29 protein-coding genes are annotated in these 24020 nt (G+C 28.4%); 11 read left to right on the plus strand and 18 right to left on the minus strand.

Annotated elements, in window-relative coordinates; genetic code table 11:
- Positions 1-8: 8 nt before the first annotated feature.
- Positions 9-1385: an MFS transporter gene (locus B5464_RS00335; protein ID WP_079736724.1), complete on the minus strand. Its 1377-nt coding sequence runs from the start codon at positions 1383-1385 to the stop codon at positions 9-11.
- A gap of 83 nt (positions 1386-1468) precedes the next feature.
- Positions 1469-2278: a M48 family metallopeptidase gene (locus B5464_RS00340; protein ID WP_079736725.1), complete on the minus strand. Its 810-nt coding sequence runs from the start codon at positions 2276-2278 to the stop codon at positions 1469-1471.
- 200 nt (positions 2279-2478) lie between these two features.
- On the opposite strand from B5464_RS00340, the gene msrB reads away from it, so the two are divergent.
- From msrB to B5464_RS00375, 7 genes are all read left to right on the plus strand, one after another.
- Positions 2479-2961 carry a peptide-methionine (R)-S-oxide reductase MsrB gene (gene msrB, locus B5464_RS00345; RefSeq protein WP_077809465.1) on the plus strand — a complete coding sequence of 161 codons (483 nt, stop codon included), beginning with the start codon at positions 2479-2481 and terminating at the stop codon, positions 2959-2961.
- An 89-nt stretch (positions 2962-3050) separates the two neighbouring features.
- Complete coding sequence (locus B5464_RS00350; RefSeq protein ID WP_079736726.1) at positions 3051-3584, plus strand: DinB family protein; 534 nt, start codon at positions 3051-3053, stop codon at positions 3582-3584.
- Complete coding sequence (locus B5464_RS00355) at positions 3571-4035, plus strand: hypothetical protein (RefSeq protein ID WP_079736727.1); 465 nt, start codon at positions 3571-3573, stop codon at positions 4033-4035. The genes B5464_RS00350 and B5464_RS00355 overlap by 14 nt, the downstream gene beginning before the upstream one ends.
- A 75-nt stretch (positions 4036-4110) precedes the next feature.
- Positions 4111-5439 carry a signal recognition particle protein gene (ffh, locus tag B5464_RS00360; RefSeq protein WP_079736728.1) on the plus strand — a complete coding sequence of 443 codons (1329 nt, stop codon included), beginning with the start codon at positions 4111-4113 and terminating at the stop codon, positions 5437-5439.
- Between the two features lie 55 nt (positions 5440-5494).
- Positions 5495-6913, plus strand: a complete 1419-nt coding sequence (locus B5464_RS00365; RefSeq protein WP_154066910.1) for a hypothetical protein — start codon at positions 5495-5497, stop codon at positions 6911-6913.
- Positions 6910-7788, plus strand: a complete 879-nt coding sequence (folD, locus tag B5464_RS00370; RefSeq protein WP_079736730.1) for a bifunctional methylenetetrahydrofolate dehydrogenase/methenyltetrahydrofolate cyclohydrolase FolD — start codon at positions 6910-6912, stop codon at positions 7786-7788. The genes B5464_RS00365 and folD overlap by 4 nt, the downstream gene beginning before the upstream one ends.
- Complete coding sequence (locus B5464_RS00375; protein ID WP_079736731.1) at positions 7788-8678, plus strand: YitT family protein; 891 nt, start codon at positions 7788-7790, stop codon at positions 8676-8678. The genes folD and B5464_RS00375 overlap by 1 nt, the downstream gene beginning before the upstream one ends.
- Here the strand turns inward: B5464_RS00375 and B5464_RS00380 are convergent.
- The gene (locus B5464_RS00380) at positions 8675-9706 is read right to left on the minus strand and encodes an AI-2E family transporter (protein ID WP_079736732.1); all 1032 of its coding nucleotides are present in this window, start codon (positions 9704-9706) and stop codon (positions 8675-8677) included. The genes B5464_RS00375 and B5464_RS00380 overlap by 4 nt on opposite strands.
- 120 nt (positions 9707-9826) lie before the next feature.
- Here B5464_RS00380 and B5464_RS00385 point away from each other — a divergent pair, with 120 nt between their 5' ends.
- Positions 9827-10528 (plus strand): TIGR02206 family membrane protein, encoded by a 702-nt coding sequence (locus tag B5464_RS00385; protein ID WP_079736733.1) that lies wholly within the window; start codon positions 9827-9829, stop codon positions 10526-10528.
- Here B5464_RS00385 and B5464_RS00390 read toward each other — a convergent pair.
- From B5464_RS00390 to B5464_RS00460, 15 genes are all read right to left on the minus strand, one after another.
- Positions 10525-10890, minus strand: a complete 366-nt coding sequence (locus B5464_RS00390; protein ID WP_077809474.1) for a cupin domain-containing protein — start codon at positions 10888-10890, stop codon at positions 10525-10527. The two genes, B5464_RS00385 and B5464_RS00390, sit on opposite strands and share 4 nt — an antisense overlap.
- Positions 10891-11280, minus strand: coding sequence for a hypothetical protein (locus B5464_RS00395; RefSeq protein ID WP_079736734.1), 390 nt, complete (start codon positions 11278-11280; stop codon positions 10891-10893).
- A 6-nt stretch (positions 11281-11286) separates the two neighbouring features.
- Positions 11287-11853 carry a hypothetical protein gene (locus tag B5464_RS00400; RefSeq protein ID WP_079736735.1) on the minus strand — a complete coding sequence of 189 codons (567 nt, stop codon included), beginning with the start codon at positions 11851-11853 and terminating at the stop codon, positions 11287-11289.
- Between the two features lie 43 nt (positions 11854-11896).
- Positions 11897-13468 carry a helicase HerA-like domain-containing protein gene (locus B5464_RS00405; protein WP_079736736.1) on the minus strand — a complete coding sequence of 524 codons (1572 nt, stop codon included), beginning with the start codon at positions 13466-13468 and terminating at the stop codon, positions 11897-11899.
- A 69-nt stretch (positions 13469-13537) separates the two neighbouring features.
- Positions 13538-14539, minus strand: coding sequence for a bifunctional oligoribonuclease/PAP phosphatase NrnA (locus tag B5464_RS00410; RefSeq protein WP_079736737.1), 1002 nt, complete (start codon positions 14537-14539; stop codon positions 13538-13540).
- A 172-nt stretch (positions 14540-14711) separates the two neighbouring features.
- Positions 14712-15293, minus strand: coding sequence for a porin family protein (locus B5464_RS00415; protein ID WP_079736738.1), 582 nt, complete (start codon positions 15291-15293; stop codon positions 14712-14714).
- Between the two features lie 128 nt (positions 15294-15421).
- The gene (locus tag B5464_RS00420; RefSeq protein ID WP_079736739.1) at positions 15422-15796 is read right to left on the minus strand and encodes a VOC family protein; all 375 of its coding nucleotides are present in this window, start codon (positions 15794-15796) and stop codon (positions 15422-15424) included.
- An 87-nt stretch (positions 15797-15883) separates the two neighbouring features.
- Positions 15884-16699 carry a DUF6597 domain-containing transcriptional factor gene (locus B5464_RS00425; RefSeq protein ID WP_079736740.1) on the minus strand — a complete coding sequence of 272 codons (816 nt, stop codon included), beginning with the start codon at positions 16697-16699 and terminating at the stop codon, positions 15884-15886.
- 55 nt (positions 16700-16754) lie between these two features.
- Positions 16755-17510 (minus strand): LytTR family DNA-binding domain-containing protein, encoded by a 756-nt coding sequence (locus B5464_RS00430; RefSeq protein ID WP_079736741.1) that lies wholly within the window; start codon positions 17508-17510, stop codon positions 16755-16757.
- A gap of 40 nt (positions 17511-17550) precedes the next feature.
- A complete protein-coding gene (locus B5464_RS00435; RefSeq protein WP_079736742.1) occupies positions 17551-17859 on the minus strand; it encodes a 2TM domain-containing protein in 309 nt (102 codons plus the stop codon).
- A 2-nt stretch (positions 17860-17861) separates the two neighbouring features.
- A complete protein-coding gene (locus B5464_RS00440) occupies positions 17862-18197 on the minus strand; it encodes a 2TM domain-containing protein (RefSeq protein WP_077809483.1) in 336 nt (111 codons plus the stop codon).
- Positions 18198-18204: 7 nt separating this feature from the next.
- Positions 18205-18489 (minus strand): 2TM domain-containing protein, encoded by a 285-nt coding sequence (locus tag B5464_RS00445; RefSeq protein WP_079736743.1) that lies wholly within the window; start codon positions 18487-18489, stop codon positions 18205-18207.
- A gap of 1 nt (position 18490) precedes the next feature.
- Positions 18491-18814, minus strand: a complete 324-nt coding sequence (locus B5464_RS00450) for a 2TM domain-containing protein (protein ID WP_079736744.1) — start codon at positions 18812-18814, stop codon at positions 18491-18493.
- Positions 18814-20175, minus strand: a complete 1362-nt coding sequence (locus B5464_RS00455) for a 2TM domain-containing protein (protein ID WP_079736745.1) — start codon at positions 20173-20175, stop codon at positions 18814-18816. The genes B5464_RS00450 and B5464_RS00455 overlap by 1 nt, the downstream gene beginning before the upstream one ends.
- Before the next feature lie 29 nt (positions 20176-20204).
- Positions 20205-20618 (minus strand): DUF2141 domain-containing protein, encoded by a 414-nt coding sequence (locus B5464_RS00460; RefSeq protein WP_079736746.1) that lies wholly within the window; start codon positions 20616-20618, stop codon positions 20205-20207.
- Between the two features lie 618 nt (positions 20619-21236).
- On the opposite strand from B5464_RS00460, the gene B5464_RS00465 reads away from it, so the two are divergent.
- From B5464_RS00465 to argC, 3 genes are read left to right on the plus strand one after another with little or no spacing between them, the layout of a single operon-like run.
- Positions 21237-21854: a GNAT family N-acetyltransferase gene (locus tag B5464_RS00465; RefSeq protein WP_077809488.1), complete on the plus strand. Its 618-nt coding sequence runs from the start codon at positions 21237-21239 to the stop codon at positions 21852-21854.
- Entirely contained in the window at positions 21851-23026 is a 1176-nt protein-coding gene (locus B5464_RS00470) for an argininosuccinate synthase (RefSeq protein WP_079736747.1), read from the plus strand. Before B5464_RS00465 ends, B5464_RS00470 begins: the two co-directional genes overlap by 4 nt.
- Before the next feature lie 2 nt (positions 23027-23028).
- The gene (argC, locus tag B5464_RS00475) at positions 23029-24006 is read left to right on the plus strand and encodes an N-acetyl-gamma-glutamyl-phosphate reductase (RefSeq protein WP_079736748.1); all 978 of its coding nucleotides are present in this window, start codon (positions 23029-23031) and stop codon (positions 24004-24006) included.
- Positions 24007-24020: the final 14 nt, after the last annotated feature.

Consider the following 24020-nt stretch of genomic DNA (forward strand, 5'->3'; position numbering starts at 1 on the left):
TTCTAAAATTAATGTACGTATTCCGTTCTTTTTAAAGTACTTAATACAATTAAAGCAGCTACAAAAAATAAAGCCAAAGAAAGAACACTCCATTGCATAGAATCTGTTAAATAGATTAAAAATCCGAATACAAAAGTTCCTAAAACAATTGCTATCTTTTCTGTAACATCATAAAAACTAAAATACGTTGCATTGTCTTGAGTTTTTGGTAAAAGTTTAGAATATGTAGATCTTGTTAAAGATTGAATTGCACCTAACACCAAACCTAATAATCCGCCTAAGGCATAAAAATAAATTTCTACATTTTGTAATTCTTTTTCTAGCATAAAAGCAGAAAAACAAACTAAAATCCATATGAAAATAGTGATTTTTATTGCCATAAAATTCCCTAATTTTTTAGAAACGTTAGAAAAAACCCAAGCACCTAAAATAGCAACAAACTGAATAAGTAATACCGTTACAATTAAATTTGTAGTACCTAAACCTAATTCTGATGAACCAAAAATTGTTGCTAATAAAATAATTGTTTGTACACCAACACTCAGTAAAAAGAAAGCTATTAAAAAGTTTCTTAAGGTTGGATATCCTTTTAATTCTATCCAAACTTTTTTTAGTTCTTTAAAACCCTTCCAAATAAAATCTTTTTCTGGTTTTCTATTGTAAATATTGTTTGGCAATTTTTTAAATGTTATTTGTGCAAAACCAATCCACCATAAGCCAACCATAACAAAAGATATTCTCATGGCCTTTAATGATGCTGCATTTTTAGCATCTTCTATAGCTTTTTCAATTTCTAAACTGTTACCAGAAGATAATATAGTTTCAGAAATACTGGTATCAAAACCATAAGTATTAGGTGCTAAAATCATTCCTAAACAAACTAAAAGTAAAATTATAGAACCAATATAACCATGAATAAAACCTTTAGCACTTGCAGCATCTTGTTGTTCTGGGTGCGCAACTTCTGGTAAATAAGAATTGTAAAAAACAATACTAGACCAAAAACCAATACTTGCTAAAATTGTACAAATAATACCTATCCAAGCGGTGTTTAAATCTTTAAAGAAATACATAGAAATTACAGACAAACCACCAAGCCAACAAAAGAATTTCATAAACTTAAGTTTGTTACCCGTATAATCTGCAATAGCAGATAAAATTGGAGACATAAATGCAACAACTAAAAAAGAAAAAGATAATGCGTAACTGTATAAAGTATCTGGGTAATCCCATTTCATGCCTAAAAATGTTACAATTTCATCTTTTGTTATGGCGCTATAAAATAAAGGGAAAACAGCAGTACTAATAACTAAAGAATACACAGAGTTTGCCCAATCATAAAAAGCCCAAGCATTAATTAATTTTTTATCTCCTATTTTTAACATATCGTTTTTTTAAATAAAAATGCCGTTCAATGTGTATTGAACGGCATACAATATAGTAAAAGTTTTTACCTTTTAAATTATTTTTATTTTGCGGCTACATTAAATTTAGCTGCATACTTTCTTGCGGTAGGTAAATACGTTTTTAAATCTTGAATTCTAGATTCGTTAGAAGGGTGTGTACTTAAAATTTCTGGTTGAGAGCTTCCGCCAGATTTCTGGCTCATTCTTACCCAAACTTCTGCAGCTTCTGTACCATCATAACCAGCCATAATCATAAATACCAATCCTAATCTATCTGCCTCTTGTTCGTGAACTCTACTAAACTTTAAAACTCCTAAACCAGAACCTATTCCGAAAGCAGTATTCCATAATTGTTGTGTTTTAGCATCTTTACCAGAAGTACCTAAAGCCACAGCTAATCCTCCGATTTGTTGTAATTGTCCTTGAGACATTCTTTCTTGACCATGTTTAGCAAATGCATGTGCAACCTCGTGCCCCATGACTGCTGCTACTCCATCAACATTTTTACAAATTGGCATTATACCAGTATAAAAAACCACTTTTCCTCCTGGCATACACCAAGCGTTTACCGTATTGTCTTTTACTAAATTAAATTCCCATCTATAAGCTTCTGCTTCACTAGTCATATTATTGGCTCTCATAAATCGATCTACAGCAGCTGCAATATTTGTACCAACACTTTTTACTTGATTAGTCATGGTTCTATTTGTAGAAAGTTTATTTTCTTCTAAAAAACCTTGATATTGTGCAAAACTTGCAGGTAAAACTTGTGAATCACTTACAAAATTAACTCTACTTCTGCCTGTAATAGGAACTTTACTACATTCTGAAAAAAGAATAACAGTAAATAATAAAATGGCTATTTTCTTCATTTTTGATTGTTTTTATTCTAATATTTTATTTTCGATAGCAATTTATAAATTTTATTATTAGAATTTGAACTATATCAGTTTTAATCTTAACTGAAAAAGAAAATCACTTTAAAATGAATTTTAAAAAAAGTAAATTTGTGTAAGTTTTCGATAGCTATATCGACAAAATAATTCAATAAAAACTTACAAACAAAATCGTCATGAATAAAATATTTTCATTAATTATTATTTTCTCTTTTTTTAGTTGTGCTGGTAATGCTCAGAAAAAATCTGATAAAACCAAAACGTACAAAATATCAAAAACAGATGCACAATGGAAAAAAGAACTAACAGAACAACAATATTATGTGCTTAGGCAAGCAGGCACAGAAAGACCACATTCTAGTGAGTTAAATAAAATAAAAACGCCAGGAACATTTGTATGTGCTGCATGTAAAACACCTTTATACGAAACAAAACATAAATTTATTTCTGGTACAGGATGGCCATCTTTTGATAGAGCAGTTAAAGGAAACGTAGAATTAGACGTAGATTATAAAATTGGTTATGCAAGAACAGAATTAAAATGTAATACTTGTGGTGGCCATTTAGGGCATTCTTTTGATGATGGACCGCAAGAAACCACAGGAAAACGTCATTGTATTAACGGAGTTGCTTTAGAATTTATTCCGAAACAAAAATAATTTGTAATCATTTTAATGATATAAGAGCTTTAACAAAGCTCTTTTTTTATGCTTTAAATTTTGTATATTTATTGATATAATTATTCAGAATGAATAAAAAAGAAATAATAGAATTGTTAAAAACTAATCATGATATTTTAATCAATTGGTTAGAAAAACAACCTAAAGAAATTTGGGAAAAAGGTCCTTCTGATAAATGGACAACTGGGCAGCATGTTCTGCATCTAGTTAACAGTTTTCAATTATTAAACAAAGCTTTAAACTTTCCGAGATTCTTTTTAAAACACAAATTTGGTTTGTGCAACAGAGCAACAAGAGATTACGATACGGTTGTTAAGAATTATCAAAATAAATTAAAAAGTAATGAAGATAAGGCGAGAAAATTTAATAGTAAATTAAAAAACCCTTCTTTAAAAAGTAGAAAAAAAATACTTCGTAAATTGTCTTTATCTAATAAAAAACTTCAAAATAAAGTTAGAAGAAAAAGTGATTTAAATTTAGACCGATTAGTTATTCCACATCCTTTAATGGGTAAAATGACTATTAGAGAAATTGTTATGTGGTCTGCATATCATTTAGAACATCACACTACTATTCTTTCAGAAAAATATGAAAACTTATAAAGTATCTTTATTAAATAACGGTTTAGAAAAACCATACTTAACATTTCTAGCGTTTAGTATTTCGTTCATCATATTAGGTATTGTAAATAATAATCTTATAAATATCGATTTTATGGATATTTACATGACTGTAAGTATCAATTATTGGTTCTATGTATCTGCTGTGTATTTTTTATTAATTGCTTTTAATTATTATATTTTGAAATGGACAGGCAAAAAACCAAATAAATGGCTCACTATTTTACATTTAATTACCCAAATTTCATCATTAGTAACCTTAATGATTTCTCAATATTTTAAAAATACAAAAACACATAACAACCTAGGCTACAATAACTTATATAATTATAGTTCATTATTATTTACAATAGCAATTATACTTTTCTTGATTTCTATTTTTTTACATTTTACAAACTTTTTTACCACATTATTTTTAAAGAAAAACTTGTAAAAAAAGGCATTAATAACTTTCTTAAAATTCTTGTTAATTTATTATATTTGTGTTTCCAAAAAAAAGACACAAATTATGTTTAATAATTTAAGCGATAAATTAGATAAAGCCTTACACACCCTTAAAGGACACGGTAAAATTACAGAAGTAAACGTTGCAGAAACTTTAAAAGAAGTTAGAAGAGCGTTATTAGATGCCGATGTTAACTTTAAAATTGCAAAACAATTTACTAAAAGTGTTCAAACAAAAGCAATAGGACAAGATGTATTAACTACATTAAATCCTGGGCAATTAATGGTTAAGTTAGTTAAAGATGAACTAACAGAACTAATGGGTGGTGAAACTGTAGGTGTTAACCTTGGTGGATCACCAACCGTAATTTTAATGTCTGGTTTACAAGGTTCTGGTAAAACAACTTTTTCTGGAAAATTAGCTAACTTCTTAAAAACAAAAAAAGCAAAACAAGTACTTCTTGTTGGTTGTGATGTTTATAGACCTGCAGCAATTAACCAATTACAAGTAGTTGGTGAGCAAATTGGTGTAGAAGTATATGCAGAAGTTGGTAATAACAATCCTGTAGAAATTTCTAAAAACGCAATTCAACACGCCAAAGCAAATGGTAAAAATGTTGTAATTATCGATACCGCTGGTCGTTTAGCTGTTGATGAAGAAATGATGACAGAGATTTCTAATATTCATAAAGCAATTACGCCACAAGAAACGCTATTTGTTGTAGATTCTATGACAGGGCAAGATGCAGTTAATACAGCAAAGGCCTTTAATGATATTTTAAATTTTGATGGTGTTGTTCTTACAAAGTTAGATGGTGATACTCGTGGTGGAGCGGCGTTATCGATTAAATCTGTAGTAGACAAACCAATTAAATTTATTGGTACTGGAGAGAAGATGGATGCGATAGACGTTTTTCATCCTGATAGAATGGCAGATAGAATTCTTGGAATGGGAGATGTTATTTCTCTTGTTGAAAGAGCTCAAGATCAATATGATGAAGAGGAAGCTAGAAAATTACAGAAAAAAATTGCAAAAAATCAGTTTGGTTTTGATGATTTCTTAAATCAGATTCAGCAAATAAAGAAAATGGGAAGCATGAAAGACCTTATGGGTATGATTCCTGGCGCTGGTAAAGCAATGAAAGATATTGATATTGATGATGATGCTTTTAAAGGTATTGAAGCAATTATACATTCTATGACACCTTCGGAAAGAAGCACACCAACAACTATTAATGCTAGTCGTAAGAAAAGAATAGCTAAAGGTTCTGGTACATCGGTTACAGAAGTAAATCAATTGATGAAGCAATTTAATCAAATGAGCAAGATGATGAAAATGATGCAAGGTGGTGGTGGCAAAAAAATGATGCAAATGATGAAAGGAATGAAATAAAATAAATATAAGCTGCAATTTTGCAGCTTTTTTTAATTAATAAATGTACATTTTTTTGCAAACGTTATTCAAATCAAAAAATAAAAGAATCCTTTTCTTTATTTCTTTTGGTGTCTTATTATTTCTGGTATCTTTTAGAAACGGAATGTTTTGGGATAATGTATTGTTTGCTTCAAAAATGGGCAATCATCTCTATGAAAACTCTTTATTCGACTGGAATATTCCTATTAGTTTCGATCCTGGTCATCCGCCTTTTTTAGGTTTTTTATTAGCCATTTTCTGGAAAATTTTCGGTCATGAATTATGGGTTTCTCATTTATTGATATTACCTTTTACTATTGGGTTCTTTTTTCAAATTAGAAAATTTATTTCCTATTTTATAGAAGCTACTAAAAAGCACTTCTTTTTATTTATTCTAATAATTGCAGAACCAAGCTTAGCAACCTCTTTTGTGATTGTTAATCCAGAAATAATTATTCTATTTTTCTTTTTTTTAGTTGTAAACTCGATTCTATTTAAAAATGATTACTTAAAATTTATTGGTCTTATATTTTTAAGTATTATATCATACAGAAGTATGATGTTAGTTGCAGGAATTTTTCTTTATGATGTGCTGAATAAATTATATATCCAAAGAGAGAAAATAAATTCTATATTAAATTTTAAATTCCTATTAATTTATTTTTTTGGCAGTTTAACTGGCATTTCTTTTGTGGTTTGGAGACTTATTACTAAAGGTTGGTTGCAAACTCATCCAGATTCTCCTTGGGCTAGTTTATGGCAATTTGTTGATATTAAATGGTTTGTTAAAAACTGTTTTATTTTAGTACAAAGATATTTAGACTTTGGTAAAATTTTTATTTTCTTATTTTTAATTGTTTCGTTCATTCTTTTTGGTAAAAGAATAATAAAATCTGTTAAAAATAAACAGTTGTTATTATTATCAATTTCTTCTGTATTTTTTGTTATTCTAGTTTCATTAATATCTACTAACACAATTGGGCATCGATATTTTATAGTTTCTTACATTGTATTTATCACATTATCTTTTAGAATAATTATATTCTTTTTTACTAGAAAAAAAATTATTTACAGTATCTTATTTCTTGGACTTGTAACCGGTAATTTATGGATTTATCCTAAGGAAATCTCACAAGGTTGGGATGCTACTTTAGCGCACATTCCTTATCATTCTTTGCGCTTAGAAGCTATTAATTATTTAAATAAAGAAAATATTAATGTCGAAGATGTTGCTAGTTTTTTTCCTAACTTAACAAAATTAGATTTTGTTGATTTTAAAGGAGACACAAGATCTTTTCAAAAATTTAATAAAAAAAACAAGTACGTTTTTTACGTCACAGTTTTTAATTTATCAGATGATGAATTAAAAAGTTTAGAAAATGACTATACCATATTAAAAGAATTCAATAATTTTAACATAACTATCAATATTTATATTTTAAAAGAACAATGATTTTATTAGACGGAAAAAAGACATCTGCAGACATTAAAGAAGAAATTGCTTTAGAAGTTAGAGACTTAAAAGACAAAGGCCATAAAGCGCCTCATTTAGCTGCGGTAATTGTAGGTAACGAGGGTGCTAGTATAACTTATGTAAATGCAAAAGTAAAAGCATGTGAACGTGTTGGCTTTGAATCTACATTAATTAGACTTTCAGAAGAAACAACAGAAGAAGAACTGCTTAACGAAATTGCTGTTTTAAATGTAGATAATGATATTGATGGCTTTATTGTACAATTACCATTACCTAAACATATAGACGAGCAAAAAATATTAATGGCAGTAGATCCTGAAAAAGATGTTGATGGATTTCACCCAACTAACGTTGGTAAAATGGCTTTAAACTTACCAACCTTTATTTCTGCAACTCCTTTCGGAATTTTAGAATTATTAGATAGATACAACGTAGAAACATCAGGTAAACATGTAGTTGTTTTAGGAAGAAGCCATATTGTTGGTAGTCCAATGAGTATACTTTTATCTCAAAAACGTAAAGTTGGTAATGCAACTGTTACAATGTGCCATAGTAGAACAAAAAACTTAAAAGAAATTACATTACAAGCAGATATTGTAATTGCTGCAATTGGTATTCCAGAATTTTTAAAAGCAGACATGGTTAAAGACAATGTAACTGTTATTGATGTAGGTATTACACGTTTAGCAGATTCAACTAAAAAAAGTGGTTTTAGATTGGTTGGCGATGTTGCTTTTGAAGAAGTTTCTAAAAAATCTGATTTTATAACGCCGGTTCCTGGTGGAGTTGGTCCTATGACAATTGCAATGTTATTAAAAAACACTCTCTTAGCTTGTACTAGAAAATCTAAATAATGTCAATTAAAAATGTAACCACTTACCTATCAGAATATTTTCAAATATTTGTTGGAATCGTTTTAACAAGTTTGGGCTTGAAGGCCTTTTTATTACCAAACGGTTTTCTAGATGGTGGTGTAACTGGTATTGCACTTTTAGTAAGAACGCAAGTAGACATTAACATGTCTTATCTATTGTTAGTATTCAGTATTCCTTTTTTAATATTAGGTTATTTTACAGTTTCGAAAAGAATTGTAATTAAATCTATTATAAGTATTTTAGGCTTAGCCTTGTTTATTCATTTAGAGAACTTTCAAACTATTACCAACGATAAACTGCTAATTTCAATATTTGGTGGTTTATTGGTTGGTTCTGGTATTGGAATAGCGATAAGAAATGGTTCTGTTTTAGATGGATCTGAAATTTTGGGTGTTTACTTAAACGATAAATTCGGATTAAGCATCGGTAAAATTGTATTATTTTTTAACATTATTCTATTCGCAGTAACAGCTTTTGTGGTTTCTGTAGAAGTTGCACTCTATTCTATTTTAACATATATAATTGCCGCTAAAGTTACAGATACCGTAATAGAAGGCTTTGAAGATTTTATTGGTGTAACAATAGTTTCTAGAGAACATAAAATTATTAAAAAAGCTATTTTAGAAGAATTGGGTGTAGGTTTAACAATTTACAAAGGGTCTTCAGGTTTTGGTAGCAACGGCAAATCAGAAGATTTTGATATTATTCATTCTATAATTAATAGAATCGATATTAAAAAAATGTATCGAATTGTACAAAATTTAGATGAAAATGCATTTATTGTAGAGTTTGATGTAAATAGTGTTAAAGGCGGAGTTTTAAGACATTATATTAACAAGAAGAAAAACAAAAAACTACCAATTATTTAGAGTACATTTTCTTCTGATCTTTGTGCACCAAATTCTTTTCTATAAATTCTTACTATCACTAAGAATAAACTTATTAGTAATGGTCCAAAAATTAAACCAATAAACCCGAATAAAGGCACACCAACAATAACACCAATTAATGTAATTAACGGATGTACATTATCTAATTTCTTTAAAACAAACAGCCTTATAATATTATCTGTAGAACCTACTACAACTAAACCGTAAATTAGAATTCCCCAAGCTGCAAAATTGTTTCCTGTAGAAATTGTTAAAATAAAAACGGGTAAGATTCCTATAAGAGTTCCTACAAACGGAATCATAGAACCTACAGTAACAATTATAAACCAAAAGAAAGGGTCGTTAATATCAAAAATTAAAAAACCAATTAAAGCAATTATACCTTGACCAATAGCAACTAACGGAATACCAATTGCATTAGAACGAACCATTGCTTGAGATTCTTCTCCTATAATTTTTAAATTCTTATCACTTATTGGTATATATTGGTACAAAGAATTTCTAAGTTCTGATCTATTGGTAAACATATAATACAACATAAAATACATGATACCAATTGCTATAAAAATATTAAAAGTTCCGCCTGCAAAACCTTCTAAATTGCTTGTAACCCAAGTAGAAACTTCAGACACATTAATTTTTTCAGCTAAATCATAACCAAATCTATTTTCTATTTTACCAAATATATCTTTTAGGGCCTGTGTAACTTCTGCAGAATTTTTAACTGCATCTCCTATTTTGCTACCTAACATCATTAATAAACCTGTTACTGGTAATAAAATGCACACAAATGATATCAACATTAAAAATATTGCTGCTACATCAGGATGCCATCTTCTTTTTACTAAAATTATCATCCATTTTCTTAGCAAGACATACACAGTTATGGCACCTAAAACGCCCGATAAATAAGGCATCATTTCCTTAAAAATTAAAATACCAATAACTAATATTAATAATAAAACAAATACTTGTCTTATGGTTTTTGGTGCAATTGTATCATTCATAAAATAGATTTTATGCAATTTATTAAATTATAAATCTATATATTGTAAAAATCAATTATAAATTTAACTCATTTAAACCTCATAATATTAGAGGTAACAAAATTATATTAAGTACGTTTTATGGATTTCTTTTTGAAGGAAAACAATGATTTTACACCTTTTACAAATCAGCACTTAAGTGTAGTCGCTTCTTTAATTGTTTTTGGATTTCTTTTACTTTTATTTGCAAAAAATCAATCTAAAAGAAAACAAATATTAATAGGAAATTTATTTGCTTTCAGTCTTTCTTTTACCGTAATATTAGGTACAATTATAAACTTTTATAAAGGAAACTTTAATTATCAAAAAGACTTACCATTGCATTTATGTAGTTTTATGGCAATTATTATTCCTGTTTTGTCACTTACTAGAAAGCTTATATATTATGAAATTCTTCTATTTTTAGTATTTGCAGGAACTTTGCAGTCTTTAATAACACCAGACGAAAGTAATTATTTAAATTTTAAGTTTTTTAGATATTGGTTTGTACACGCAGGACTAATCATTTTTATGCTATATGCCACGTTTATATATAAAATGAGACCCACTATAAAAAGTGTAGCAAAATCATTTTTAGCAATGCAAATTTATATGATAGTTATGTTTGCTTTAAATTATTTCTTAGGTTCTAACTATTTTTACACCAATAGAAAACCAGACGCTGCTACCTTACTAGATTTATTCGGCGAGTGGCCAAAATACATTTTTGTAGTAGAGATTATAGTAATCCCTTACTTTTTACTAATTTATTTACCTTTTTATATCGCAAAAAAAAGGTCTTAATTTTCTTCTCGATTTACTAAATCGATAGAAAATGCAGGTAAACAAACTGCAAGATATTCACAAGGTTCATCAAAAGGATTTGAATATTGCACTCTAGTATTTTTTTCAATTTTAATAGACTCGCCTGTTTTTAAAATAACAGTTTCTCCATCTATAATAAATTGCTTTTTACCTTTAATAATGTATGTGTATTCGTCAAATTCTGGTGTTTGAAATGGCTCACTCCATTTAGATGGCGCAACCATATGTGCAATACTTATTTGAGAATTACCATCAGTTGCATTACCAAAATGTTCTTCTATTAATTTGCCATCTGTTGTTGGTACAACAAACGGAGATTTCTGAATTGTATATTTTTTCATTTAATAAACGATGTTAAATTCTCTTCTTATAATTTGTTCATTTCTATTAAAACTATCGTATTTATTTTCCTCAAAATAATAAGAAACAGCTTTTTTTAAAGTTTCTGAATCTAGTAAAGAATTTGATAATGTAGAAAGTTTAAAATTAGATCTATTATTTGCACCGATAACTAATCTTAAAGAATTTAGTAAAGATTTATCATCTAGCAAGCAACCAATAATACCTATAGACTCGTGTTCTGAAACAGAACATTCATTTAAAATATCTCTTTCTATCTCGTTAATTTTAACATCATTATCAAGATAATATTGAAGAATAATTCTTCTTTCGAACTCAGAATTTGGTCTTAAAATTGAATCTTTACTATTTTCTATAGAATACGTGCCCATATTCTATTAATTAAACCAAACAATAAAAGATTTCATTTTTGCTAAATCAGGAATTTGTTCTAAAGTTACATTCTGAGTAGAAAAATCTTTTAAGCCTAATTCTTCTTTGTCAATTCCTATTGTTGCGTTTAAATCATCGATAAATAATGTTGCAGTGGAAAAAGTAGACTCTACTCTATTTATATTATTGTTTAAGTTTATTTCAGAAAAACTAGAATTAATATTGATACCAGATTCAGTAGCATATCTTGAATCATGAATTTCGATACTTTTAATTGTAGATACAGAATCTAATTGTTCTTTAGGTACAATTGTTAGTTTTAACTTCCCTCCTTTTTCATATACCAAATATTCGTCATCATCTTGAAAATAATTATCACCTAAAGCCCCTTCACTTAAATTTTTTACAATAGAATCATTTTCAAAAATTTCATCTAATTCTTCAATAGTTGTTTTTGGTGTTAAATGACCTACTTTACCTTTTTCTATTGTAAATCTTCCTCCATCGCCACAACTAATTACTAAAAGTGAACATGCAATTATTACTATTGATAATATATTTTTTTTAATCATATTTGGTAGTTTATACGTTTATAACGTGCTATATCTATTTTTGTTATTTTAAAACTTTTTTTAATATTCCGAAGGCTGCTCTTATAAAGGTTGCACTTGTAAGTACTTTTACAATTGGGTTTTGAGCTGTACTTCTTCTTCTAGAATAACTTCTAGACGCTTTTTCTTCTCTTTTTCTTTCTCGTTCTTTTTCTTTCGCTAGTTTTTCTCTTTCCTTCTTTTCTTCCGTTTCTTTAATTGCTTTTGCTTCAGCTAAATTTACTTTTTCAATTTTAGAGTTTAGCAACTCATAAGCGCTTTCTCTATCTAAATTTTCATTGTATTTATAAAAAAGTCTCGAATTATTAATAACACTTTTAAGTTCTTTGGGTGTTAAAACATCCATTCTACTCATTGGTGCTCTTAACATTGTTCTTGCCAATGGTGTTGGTATTCCTTTTTCGTTTAAAACAGAAACAAAGGCTTCACCAATACCTAATTGAGTTAATACTTCTTTCGTATCGTAATATTCTGAATCTGGATAATTCTCTGCAGCCAATTTAATTGCTTTTCTGTCTTTAGCAGTAAACGCTCTTAATGCATGCTGAATTTTTAAACCCAATTGTGCTAAAATATCTTCTGGTACATCTTTAGGGTTTTGCGTTACAAAATACAAACCTATACCTTTAGAACGAATCAATTTTACAATACTTTCTATTTGATTAAGCAATGCTTTAGAAGCTTCTTCAAAAACTAAATGTGCTTCATCAATAAAAATTACCAATTCTGGTCTTCCAGAATCTCCTTGCTCAGGAAAAGTTTCATAAACTTCTGCCAATAGTTGCAACATAAATGTAGAAAACAACTTTGGTTTGTCTTGAATATCTGTTAAACGTAAAACTGAAATTATTCCTTTACCGTCCTCATCTATTCTTGTTAAATCTTCTACATCAAAAGATTTTTCACCAAAAAACAAATCGCCACCTTGTTGCTCTATTTCTACAATTTTACGTAAGATTGCACCTGTACTTGCAGTAGAAATTCGACCATATTCTGCTTGAATTTCTTCTTTACCTTCTTGCGTTACAAATTGTAATACCTTTTTAAAATCTTTAATATCTAACAACGGATATTTATTGTCATCACAATATTTAAAAATTATAGATACAATTCCGCTTTGTGTTTCTGTTAAATCTAAAATTCTAGATAACAAAACTGGTCCAAATTCTGATATTGTTGCACGCAACCTTGTACCATCTTGTTCGGATATCGTTAGAACTTCAATAGGAAATTTTTGAGCAGTAAATTCAAATCCAATTTTTGCATGACGTTCGTCAATTTTTGCATGTCCTGGGCTTGGTTGTGCTAAACCAGAAAGGTCTCCTTTTATATCCATTAACAAAACCGGAATTCCTTTTTCTGAAAGGTTTTCTGCTAAAACTTGTAAAGTTTTGGTTTTACCGGTTCCTGTAGCACCAGCAATTAAACCGTGCCTATTTAAAGTTTTTAAAGGAACTTTAACAATGGCGTTTGTTATGGTTTCTTCACCTAACATTGCAGCGCCTAACTCAATAGACTCACCTTTAGTTTTGTAGCCATTATTAATGTATTCAAAAAATTCTTCCTTTTGACTCATCTTCGTAAATTTTGATAAAAATAATCAAACTTTAACATTTAAGAAATTATTTGAAGAGTTTTGTTCCTTCTAATTAGAAAAATATTCCGGAATTAAACTTTTAAGTTTTACCAATGTTTCTTCTACAGACAATTCACTCATTCCTCCAGCTGCATTTGCATGACCACCACCATTAAAATGTTCTTTAGCTAAAAGGTTTACAGGATTTTCTGCACCCTTAGATCGAAAAGAAATTTTCATAATTCCGTCTCTTTCTGTAAAAACAATGGCGGCTCTCATTCCTTTTATTGATAAAACTAAATTTGCCAAATTATCGGTATCTCCTTTAACATATTTATATTTTGCCAATTCTTCTTTAGATAAAGAAATTATAGCAACATTATAATCATATAAAACTTCTAACTTTTCGCTCATTGCAAAACCTTGCAAGCGCAAACGAGTTTCTGTATTATTATCACTCAATTTTTCGTGAATTAAATGATGTTCTACACCTGCAGCTAATAATTTAGCCAAAACCTCATGTGTTCTTGGTTTTACAGAATTAAATCTAAAACTACCTGTATCTGTTAAAATACCTAAATACAACGGAGTACCTATTTTAGCGTCTAATACATCTAAATTATCAGACTGCTCTATTAAATCTACAATTAATTGTGATGTTGATGATGCTGTTGTTTCAGAAACAATAATATCAGGAAAATCTTCTGGATTTAAATGATGATCTATCATTATTTTCTTAGCAGTAGAAGCTGCCAACAAAGATTCCATTTCTGGCCCTACTCTGCTAATTGAATTGTAGTCTAAACAAAAAATTAAATCTGCTTTACTTATTTTATTTGTACCTTCTTCAGGATTTTCATCCATTAAAAGTATTTCTGATGTATCTAACCAATGTAAAAAACCGGGTGCTTTATCGGGATGACAAATTACTGCAGATTTACCCAATTTCTCTATAAAATGAAGTAATCCTAAGGATGATCCAACAGAATCTCCGTCTGCAGATTTATGAGCTGTTATTACGATGTTTGTAGCTGCTAATATTTCAGCTTCAATTTTCTTATAAATATTCATGAAAATTATTTTTATAATTACTTTAGAAGTGTAATTATTTTAAAGTTCGCGAAGTTAGGATTATTATTGAAGTGAAATAATAATTTCAATTTAAAAATTGAAATCTATCATAAAAACAAAAAAAGGAAGCTTTTAAGCTTCCTTTTTTATAATTTGTATATTTTTTTTTAGTTTAAAAGAAATAACCTACAGAAATTTGAAATACAGAATTCTTTACGCTACTTTCAGATTCTTTTGCAACATTAGATAAGCCTAAGTTGTAACGAGCACTAAAATTTAAACCGCTGTCTAATTTATAACCAGCACCAAAATTTAAACCAAAATCTACAGTTTCAAATTCATCTTTAATATCTGTTTCACCTGAATCTCCACCAATTTTTGCTTTTGCTTTTGCAGACAATAAAAAACCTACTTGAGGACCAAATTCTAAGCTAAAACCTTCTGCGGCATAAAATTTAGCTATCACAGGTACGTTTAAATAATCTAACTTTAAAGTTAAATCTATATCACTTTCCTCTTCTAATTTAGCTCCTTGTGCAGAATAAATTAATTCTGGTTGAATAGAAAATTTATCTGTGATTTCAAATTCTACAACAGCACCAACATTAAATGATGTTCTTGTTATATTGTCTTCAACATCTTCACCACTTACATTCGCAAAATTCACACCTGCTTTTGCACCAAAATTTACTTCTTGGGCATTTGCTGTTAACCCTGCTACTAAGATAGCAACAGCCAATAATACTTTTTTCATAATTACAATTTTTTGAGTTTTTATCAGGACAAACATATAATTAAATTCAAAAAAATAAAAATAAAAACTTGTGAATTTTGAACCGAAAAATAGCAAGAAATAAATTATATACTTAAAAATTACATTTACTATTCCATAGAATGTAATCCAATTGAATTACCATCAATATCCTCTAGAATCGAAACAAAACCAAATTCTCCAATAGACATTTTAGAACGGATAGTTTTACCGCCTGCTTTTTCTACCAAACGTTCTTCTGTTATACAATCTTTAGATTCAAAATAAATAATTGTATTGTTATTACATTTTACAAAATTTTCTCTTTCTACTAACGCACCGGTAATATTAAGCCCTTTTGGATCAAAAGGAAAACCAGCTTGTTTACCAAATTCTACAGGAAAATCTACCAATTTTATATTAAATACCGTTTCATAAAACTCTTTAGCATTTTTTAAATTTGATACATGAATATCGAACCAATTTACAGGATTTACATTTTTCATCTTTTATTTGTTTTAATTATTTTGTTGCTTAATTGCAATACAAAGATGCGCTAAGATGAAATCTTAAAATTGTAAAAATGGGACATGTTAACTTTTTTGATCAAAAATTAAAGACATTTTTAAATTGTCACCATAAAATTCTTTAGGAGTTAATCCTGTAAATTCTTTAAAGTCTTTGATAAAATGTGCTTGGTCAAAATATTCGTTTTCATAAGCCAAATCCGTTAGACTAGTAACTTTATTATTTAACATTGACTTTAAAGCATGTTGAATTCTAACAGTTTTAGAAAGTTGTTTTGGGCTTAGACCTATTGTTGATGAAAATTTACGAGTTAATTGTCTTCTACTAGTATTATTTTGTTTCGATAATGTATCAACAGAATGTTGACCATTTACTGCTAAAATAGTATCAATAGTTGATTTTACAATTGAATCGATGGTGTATTTATGCTTCAATTTATTAATTAAAAATGCTTCTATGCATTCAATTCTTTCGTCTGTAGAGTTTGCATTTAAAATTTCATCTCCTAACAGTTTACCTTCTAAACCAAATAACTTTTCTAATGGAATGGCAGTGTTTTGAATACTTTTTATTGATAATTTACAAAAAGGTAAAAAACCATTAGGTTGAAATCTTACCACAAAAGAACCCGTAACTCCCAAAGGTTCTACAATATATGGTTTGGTAAGCTGACCTATTAAAAAACATTTTGGTAAAATTGAGCTAGTATTATTATCAAAATGATGCTTATAAGTATCACCATAATGAAATATCAGTTTCATTGTTCCGTCTGGAATTATGGTGTTTTTTTTCGGGGTATTTTCAAAATCACTTTCTAATGTCCAATAACACTTTACCCATTCTTTTAAATTCTCTTGAGGTTCAAATATTTTATGATTCATTTATGCAATTTTTAAAAGATTTAGTTGCTACTAATTTGGGTGATTTTTTTAATTATCATTCAATCCAATTTTTAAAATCTTTTACACGCTCTCTACTTACAATAATTTCTGAATCTTGATATGTATTTAAAATCAATTTTAAGCGTGAATTAGAATAGGCAATGATATCTTTAATCGAATTTATATTGATAATAAAAGTACGGTTTACTCTAAAAAACTTTTCTGGATCTAGTTGTTCTTGCCAGTTTTCTAAAGAGCCATCTAATAAATAATTTCTATTCTCTGATGTATGAATATATGTAGCTTTATTTTCGCTATAAAAACATTCAACTTCATCAATATTAATAATTTTAATATGTTGCCCAACTTTGATTGATATTCGTTTTTTAAATTTACGATCGACAGGATTTACCAAAAGTTTACGGATATCATCTAAGTTTACTTGAACATCTGATTGCTTTGGTTGGTTTTCTTTAAATTTATTTACAGCAACCTTTAATTCATCTTCATCTAAAGGTTTTAACAAATAATCTATACTATTTAATTTAAATGCTTTTAAAGCATATTCATCATAAGCCGTTGTAAAAATTATTGCAGACTTTACTTCTATTTCTTCAAAGATTTCAAAAGACAAACCATCTGATAATTGAATATCTAAAAATATTAAATCTGGGTGAGCATTGTTTTGTAACCAACTCAAAGATTCTTCTACAGAATGTAGCATTTGTTGTACTTCTATATCTAATTCTGCTAACATTCTGTTTAATCTTCTTGCAGCAGGTTTTTCATCTTCAATTATTAATACGTTCATAGAAATTGTTTTCTTTTTTACTTTTTATGAATGAAATGTTTTATTTCATAAACTCTTTCATTTTTCTTTCTTCCCAATCTTTACCAAAAATAGTAATCACATCATAAGTTCTAAATGCATCAAATATTAAGAAGATTCCCCAAATTAACCAAAACGGAATGTGTATAAATCCGTCACTATCATATTGATTGCTCAATATAAAGTTTCCAAATATTTTAAACGAAAATTTCCAAACAAATGTTAAAAATAAATTTACTATTAGATAAGTAACTACATGTTTGTAAAACTTTTTAATGTTTTCTACTTTCTTTCTTGCTTTTGCATATTTGTATTTATCTGCATTTTTCATAATTACCTTTTGTTGTCTCTATCGTTTTGTCTGTCTAAAATCTCATTAATTTTTTTTTCTTCCCAATTAGAGCCAAAACCAATAGAATTAAATCCGAATACACCTAACCAATGAAAAAACATACCGATTCCCCAAAATAACCATGTAGAATAGGTGCCAAAATTAGTTAATGCTTCTTTAAAATTATATCCATTTTGCATTAAACCAAAAATAACAATTCCGCTAATAAAAATATTTACCAACACAAAAACTATTAAATGAATGTAGAAACCTTTAATGGCTTTTACTCTTTTTTTTGCTTTAATATATTGCTGTTCTTTTCTAAAATCTTTTTCCATAATAGTTTTAATTATTATTCATTAATTCTTTAATTTTCTTTTCTTCCCAATTTTCTCCAAAACCTAATAAGTTCAAGCCAAAAACCGCAAACCAATGAGAGAAAAGACCAATACCCCAACCGCATAAAGAAAACCAAAACCAATGAAAACTAGGATCGAATTTTAAATTTATAAAAATTAAAGTTGGTATTACAATGCAGTAAACGGTTAAGTGAGAATAGAAACCTTTGATCTTTTTTACCCTTTTTTTAGCAACAAAAAGTTTTTGTTCTTGTGTATAATTTGCCTCCATTTTATTGTCTATAATTTTGTTCGTTCATAAATTTATCTATCTTTCTTTTTTCCCAATCATTTGTAAAAAAGATATTTAAACCAAATGTATTTATGGCTTGAAAAGCGATTCCTATTCCCCAAAACAACCAAATTTTATAGTTGCTATTGTAAAACACTGCTTGTGTAAAAGTACTACCATCATTTATATCACCAACAATAAAAATTGCACTTAAAAAAGTATTAACTACGATGTAAACTGCTAAATGCTTGTAAAACTTACTTAACCTTTCAACCTTCTTTTTTGCTAAAATATAGTTTTGTTCTTCTGTATAATTCGTTTTCATTATCTGTAATTTTTTTGTTGATTTTCTTTATCCATTATCTCTTTAATTTTTCTGTCTTCCCAATTATTTCCTAAGAAAATATTGTAATTATTAACTTCTAAGAAATGAAAAATTAAGCCCATTCCCCAACCAAAAATTGGAAACCAAAACCAGTGAAATCCTGGAGAAAATCTTAAATTGATAAATATTAAAAAAGGAATTACAATACAGTAAGAAGCTAAATTCTGATAAAATTCTTTTAATTTTTCTACTTTTTCTACTGCTTTTACATATTTGCTATTTTCTAAATCGTCTGTAAACATAATGTCATTTATTTTATATAAGAGAGGCAAGCTCACCTTAAAAGTTTTGTTATTGTTTTCTATTTTCACTCCTTTCTGAGTGATTAATCCGTATCTATCTGCAATATTTTGCAGCCCAACTTTGGTGCTTTTACCTATTGCTTCTTTAGGATTGATGTTGTTTTCTATGATTAAATAATTATCTTCTTCGTAAATTGATATTTCTAAAGGTTTTGAAGATGAAACCACGTTGTGTTTTACTGCATTTTCTAATAATAATTGAAGTGATAATGGCACAATTTTAAGATCGTTGTTACTTACCAGATCTGGTATATTAAATTTTACAGCATCTTCAAAACGCATACCTAATAATTGCATGTAGGTTTTTGCAAAATTTAATTCTTCGGTAATTGGTACTAAATCTTTATTTCTTTGTTCTAAAACGTACCTATAAACTTTAGAAAGTTTGGTTGTAAATTTTTCTGCTTGATTAGGGTTTTCTCCAATTAAACTCGTTAAAACGTTTAAACTATTGAATAAAAAATGAGGATCTAACTGATTTTTAAGAGATTCAAACTTTGCAGTTTCTGTTTTAGCCACAATTTGTTGTTGCGTACTTTCTTTGGTCATTGCCTTTTTCCAGTTGATCATAAAACCCTTTGCATGAAAAAAAACGGCTACTCCAAGAGAAAAAACGATGGCAAATAAATGAACCCAAATTAAAAATCCTTTAAAAAAATCTTCGAATTTGTAACCAAATATTAAAATGTATTGCACATAATGAATAATTAAAACTGCAATAACAGTATAAATAAATGTTGCTACAACACCTGCCCAAACTCTACTATTAGTTTCGGTAACCCAATCCCATTTTTTGTTTAAGAATTCGTTTAAAATTCCGTTTCCTAAACCCAATGTAAAAGAATACATAGCAGATATTAAAAATGTTAGAGCCATTCCTTTTACTGTAAACTGTTGATTTATCAGTATAAATACTACTCCTAAAATTAAAGCTAGCTTTAAAGAAATTAACAAATCTTTTCTTAATTCTTTAAATAAATTCGAGTTGGTTGCAAACATTTTTACTATTTAATTTTATAAATAAATTCTTAAAATTTTATCTCTAAAGATACATCTTTATCAGAAACTGTAAATTTAGAATCTTCAAAATTTGGAGGTCCAAAACTCATAATATTATTAGAGGCACCGTAATCTTCTAATGGCATTCCGTTAGATCTAAAGTCCATTTTATCGTTGTCATTTCTGTCATGGTAACAAATAATTGCATAATCTCCAGCGATTACATCTTTAAAAACAACGACACTTTTACCGTCTATAATTTTAGATGCTGATGCTTTTATTGGTTTTAATCTAAAGTTAGATTTGTCATACAGCGCAAATCCTACTTTACCAGAATCTGAAGTTACATTTACTACAGTTGCAGTTATTGTTTTGTTTTGCGCAATTAAATCATTTGTTAATGTTAACATTGCGATTACTAAAAAAGATACTAAAGTTTTCATGTTGTGTGGTTTTTGTTATTAATTATGGTTCAAAGATGCAACACAAGTACAGTTTTTAAAACTAAACAATACCGAACTGTAAAATTTGTATGATGAATTGTAAAAAAAATAAAAATTCTACCTCTTTTAACTAATAATCTAAATGATAACTGAGTTTTAATTAGTTATAATATGTAATTAGAGATGACTTTATGTATAGAAAAATTAATAATTATGAATTGATATGGGTATATTTTAATAAATTGATAAAAATTAAAAATTCTTTTCTTTTTTTATTTCTGTATTTAAAAAATACTATACTTTTACCACATGTTTATAACAGAAAATAAAATAAATACAATGGTTCCCAGATTGCGACGACGCAATACTAATCGCTAATATCTTTTTTAGCAACAAGAAGAGAGTACCATAATTTTTATTTTTTTATAATCATGTTTCACACACAAAACTTACAAAGCCTACAAAACCAAATAATTACAATTTATAGTAATTGTATTTCTGTACGCCGCTTTTTCTCACCTCGCCCTTTGGGTGTTTAGTAAGTTATGGAATTAGGTGAGTCCAATTCTGCATTCAAAAACAAATATCAAATACATTTAAATTTTAAATATCAATACAATGGAAATTGTAATTGCTAATAAATCACATATAATTTACGCAGATATTATTTGTAAGACAATAGAAGATGCTGCTCAAGTAAGAGGAACTGGTATTGCCAAAAGAAAGCCAGAATACGTTGCCAAAAAAATGGAAAATGGCAACGCTGTTATTGCTTTAGATGGTGGTATGTTTGCCGGTTTTTGTTATATAGAACAATGGGGTCATGGTAAATTTGTTGCCAACTCTGGTCTTATAGTGCACCCAGATTATAGAAATATTGGTTTAGCTAAAAAAATTAAACTTGTAATTTTTAAGCATTCTAGAACCAAATTTCCAGATGCTAAAGTATTTAGTATTACAACAGGTTTAGCTGTAATGAAATTAAATAGCGATTTAGGTTATAAACCAGTAACTTTTTCTGAATTAACAGACGACCAAAGCTTTTGGGATGGTTGCCAAACATGCAGAAATTTTGATGTTTTAACAAGAACTGATAGAAAAATGTGCTTGTGTACAGGAATGTTATTTGATCCAAAAAACAATAATAAAGAAGCCACAAAAGAGGTTAAAGAAAACGTTTTTAAAAGATTAAAACATATAAAACAAAACTTGTTTTTAAAAAAAGATAAAAAATGAAAAAATTAGTAATTGCATATAGTGGTGGTTTAGATACTTCTTATTGTGCTGTAAGTTTATCTAAAGATTATGATGTACATGCTGTAAGTGTAAACACAGGTGGTTTTACATCCGAAGAAATTAAAAATATAGAAAGTAACGCTTATAAAATGGGTGTTACAACCTATAAAAATATAGATGCAGTAGCTACTTTTTACAATAAAGTAGTTAAGTATTTAATTTTTGGTAATGTTCTAAAAAATGCCACGTATCCACTTTCTGTTAGTGCAGAAAGAATTATTCAGGCAATAGAAATTATAGAATATGCAAAAAGCATAGATGCAGAATATATTGCACACGGTAGCACTGGTGCGGGTAATGATCAAGTTAGATTTGACATGATTTTTCAAACTTTAGCGCCAAACATTAAAATTATTACACCTATTAGAGATCAAAAATTATCTAGACAAGAAGAAATAGATTATCTAAAATCTGAAGGAATTGACATGAATTGGGAGAAATCTAAGTATTCTGTTAATAAAGGCCTTTGGGGAACAAGTGTTGGTGGTGTAGAAACTTTAAAATCTGAAAAACCTTTACCAAGTGAAGCATATCCTTCTCAATTAGAAAAAGAAGGAGAAGAAAAAGTAACGCTAACTTTTAAAAATGGTGAATTTGTTGCTTTAAACGGACAAGAAAATAAGCCTGAGATAAATATTGAAAATCTAAACGAAATTGCTTCTAAATATGCAATTGGTAGAGATATTCATGTTGGTGATACAATTGTGGGTACTAAAGGTAGAGTTGGTTTTGAAGCTGCCGCTGCATTAATTACTGTGAAAGCGCATCACTTGTTAGAAAAACACACGCTTACAAAATGGCAGTTACAACACAAAGAGTATTTATCTAGTTTTTACGGAATGCATTTACACGAAGGGCAATATTTAGATCCTGTAATGAGAGATACGGAAGCTTTTTTACAAAGTTCGCAAAAAATGGTTTCTGGTAATGTGATGGTTTCTTTAAAACCATATCATTTTACTTTAGACGGAATAGTATCTAACCATGATTTAATGTCTAGTGCTTTTAGTACTTATGGTGAAGAAAATAAAGCTTGGACAGCCGATGACGCAAAAGGTTTTATAAAAATTATTGGGAATCAGAATAAAATATACAAACAAGTAAATTCTTAATTATGTTAGAAGTAGGAATTATTGGTGGCGCAGGTTATACTGCAGGAGAATTGATTCGATTATTATTAAATCACCCAAAGACAAACATAAACTTTGTATACAGTACTTCTAATGCTGGTAACAAATTATATAAAGTTCATCAAGATTTGGTAGGTTCTACAGATATTAGTTTTTCTAGTGAAGTTAATACTAATGTTGATGTTTTATTTTTATGTTTAGGACATGGAAATTCAACTTCTTTTTTACAAAAAAATAGTTTTTCTGACACTACAAAAATTATTGATTTAAGTAATGATTTTAGACTAACTGCTGATAAAAACTTTGAAGGTAAAGAGTTTGTATACGGATTACCAGAATTGCAAAAAGAAGCAATAAAATCTGCTAAATACATTGCAAACCCTGGTTGTTTTGCAACAGCCTTACAACTAGCAATTTTACCTTTAGCTGCAAACGGATTGCTAAAAAATGATGTTCATATTAATGCTGTAACAGGTGCAACTGGTGCAGGTACTTCTTTATCTGCAACTACTCATTTTACATGGCGAGACAATAATTTTTCGCATTATAAAGCTTTTAATCACCAACATTTAGGCGAAATAAATCAGACAGTTAAACAATTGCAAGCAGATTTTAATAGTGAAATTAACTTTATGCCAAATAGAGGCGATTTTTCTAGAGGAATTTTTGCAACAACATATACAAAATTTGATGGCACTTTAGAAGAAGCGAAAACAATTTATAAAGAATATTATAAAGACGCTGCTTTTACAATTGTTTCTGATGAAAGTATTTTTATGAAACAAGTTGTAAACACAAATAAATGCTTGGTACAACTAGAAAAACATGGCAACAAATTATTAATTACAAGTACAATTGATAATTTATTAAAAGGTGCATCTGGTGCAGCCATACAGAACCTAAACTTAATGTATGGCTTTGAAGAAACGTTGGGTTTAAATTTAAAAGCAAATTATTTTTAAGAAGCCAAAGCCCG

The organism is Polaribacter sp. KT 15, from assembly GCF_900143115.1.
Lineage (GTDB): Bacteria > Bacteroidota > Bacteroidia > Flavobacteriales > Flavobacteriaceae > Polaribacter > Polaribacter marinaquae.